Source organism: Paenibacillus sp. A3, from assembly GCF_001399685.1.
Classification (GTDB): domain Bacteria; phylum Bacillota; class Bacilli; order Paenibacillales; family NBRC-103111; genus Paenibacillus_G.
The window spans coordinates 1-2197 of the sequence record NZ_JTHN01000350.1 but is presented as its reverse complement, the minus strand read 5'-3'; the positions used below and the strand labels follow the sequence as shown (position 1 = coordinate 2197).

Here is a 2197-nt window from a genome sequence, read left to right as displayed (position 1 = left end):
GTCAGCACGCTGGCCGCTTGCTTATGATCGGTATATACGGAGCAAGCCGGAATCCCGGGGAGATATTTATCGATTAGCACGAGGGGAAACTTTCTATAAACCAGTTTCAACAGTTCCTCGTTGTAATGCTCTCCGTTGACAGGGGATACGATGAGACCGTCTACGCCGTAGTCGAGCAGCGAACGGATGAATTGCTCCTCCAGCTCCTTCTTGCCGTATGTGCATTTGACGATCAAATGATAATTCCGCGCGGAAAGCGTCTTTTCCACCGTCCGAAGAATGTTGAGGCCGAAGGAAGCGGAAAAATACGAAGCAATGATGCCAATCGTTACTTTCTCCGTTGTGTCGCCGGAAGGGCCGCTATGATGGAAGGACTCTTCCTTACCCTCGGGGTGGCCAATGTCATGGAAGCGCGCGATGTCAAAATGCTCCGAAACGTAGGACCCCTTGCCGCGAATTCTGGTGACGACGCCGTACTGTGCGAGTTTCTCCAGCGCTTTTTTTGAAGTAATCCGGCTGACTCCGAATTGATCCGCCAATTCTTTTTCCGACGGGACTCTTTCTTTCGGTTTAAGTTGCCCGAGTTCAATTTTTTTTAACAGATGCTGGATTATTTTCTCGTAGATCGGAGTCCCCATCGTTTCATCCCTCTTGCTTGTTATGTTAACATACCATTAAAAGTGTAACATAGCGCATTGTTACAGGCAAATAGGAAATTGCGTAGGGAGGGAACAAGAAAAACCCGGCCCATGCAAGCCAGGTTCGGTTCTATCAATTCATACGTTTTGTCCTATGGAAAATAAGCGTGACGCCAGTCGTTGCAGTCCGGTTGAATTATCGGCCGCCCTGCACTTCCTTTACCCACCGCTCGATCAGCCGGCTGCGATTGGCTCCCGCCCAAGTCTGATCGTACGGCACGACGCTCAGTGCCTCCAAAGCGACCGCTTCCTCGGGAGATACCGCCTCCCGGTTCGTCAACCACTGGTAATTGCCGACCTGCTTGCCGAGCTCCTGCGCCTGCTTCGTCAACGCCCAATCGATAAAGGTCTGCGCTTCCTTCTCATTCGGACCGCCTCGGATCATCCCCATCGCGCCGATTTCGTATCCGGTGCCTTCGCCCGGGTAATGGATCAGCAAATCGCGGAAGCCTTCCTTGTAAAATTTGACGGCATCGTGCGCGAACATGATGGCCGTTCCCGCCTCGCCCATCCCGACGCTGCGCCCGGGCGTGCTCCCGCTCGTCGTATAGCTACGGACCTGTCCTTGCAGCTTCTTCAAGTAGTCGAACGCTTTCTCTTCTCCCCACAGCTGTACGAGCGTGGCCAATATCGTATAAGCCGTACCCGAGGATCTCGGATCGGCCATGACGATCATCCCTTTATACTTCGGATTGAGCAAGTCTTCCCAAGTTTGCGGCACCGACAACCCGACGTCCTGCAGCCATTTGCGGTTGGAAACCAAGGCCAGAGCGCCGACATAAACGCCGATCCAATAATTGTCCGGGTCTTTGTATTTCTCGTCGATCCACTTGGCATTCGGCGACAAGTAAGGAGCCAGCAGCCCCTCCGCTTTGGCCTGGACGAACGTATCCGCGGGACCGCCGTACCAGACGCTCGCTTTCGGGGCGCTTCGCTCCGCGCGTATGCGCGCCAGAATTTCCCCGCCCGACATGCGGACGTAGGAGGTTTTGATGCCCGTTTCCTTCTGGAACGCTTCCACGACTTTAATCGCGTGATCTTCGTACAATCCTGCATAAATGGTTAACGTTCCTTTGCGCTCAGAAGCGCAGGAGGTCAGCACGGCAGCGCAAAGGATAAGGATTAACGCTCCCTGCCATCTCTTGTTCATACCTGCTGCCCCCTTGCTGTCTGTAGATTAGGCCGGAACGACTTGAATCGAATGCTCGGGAAATTCGAGCGTTACGTGCTCCCCGGTCGGGAAGACCGAGCCTGCGACCGGATTATGCTGGGTAACCTGAAATGTTTTGCCGCCGAAATCGATCTCGTATTCCTGCGTTTGTCCCATGAAGACGCTTTTCGTAATGACCGCGTTGTTGCTCGCCGTCTTCGAGACGACGACGGATTCCGGCCGGATGACCAGCGCTACCTGCTGTCCCGCAGTCACTTCCGCATGGTTCGCTGTTACCATTATCCCCATTGGCGTATCGATCTCCAAGCGATCCTCAACGACCCGCGTC

The 2197-nt window shown here is 54.2% G+C and carries 3 protein-coding genes; all 3 read right to left on the bottom strand.

Annotated features, from left to right (window positions below; translation table 11 throughout):
* A partial coding sequence (locus tag QJ48_RS34460; protein WP_157261862.1) for a GntR family transcriptional regulator occupies positions 1–638 on the bottom strand: 638 nt, incomplete at its 3' end.
* 196 nt (positions 639–834) lie between these two features.
* Positions 835–1848 carry an ABC transporter substrate-binding protein gene (locus QJ48_RS34455; RefSeq protein WP_054977768.1) on the bottom strand — a complete coding sequence of 338 codons (1014 nt, stop codon included), beginning with the start codon at positions 1846–1848 and terminating at the stop codon, positions 835–837.
* Positions 1849–1875: 27 nt separating this feature from the next.
* Positions 1876–2197, bottom strand: a 322-nt coding sequence (locus QJ48_RS34450) for a TOBE domain-containing protein (protein WP_157261861.1), incomplete at its 5' end; no start/stop codon positions are given.

Excerpts from the sequence above, each read along its gene's own strand:
- QJ48_RS34455 (WP_054977768.1), bottom strand. The coding sequence starts at position 1,848 with ATGAACAAGAGATGGCAGGGAGCGTTAATCCTTATCCTTTGCGCTGCC.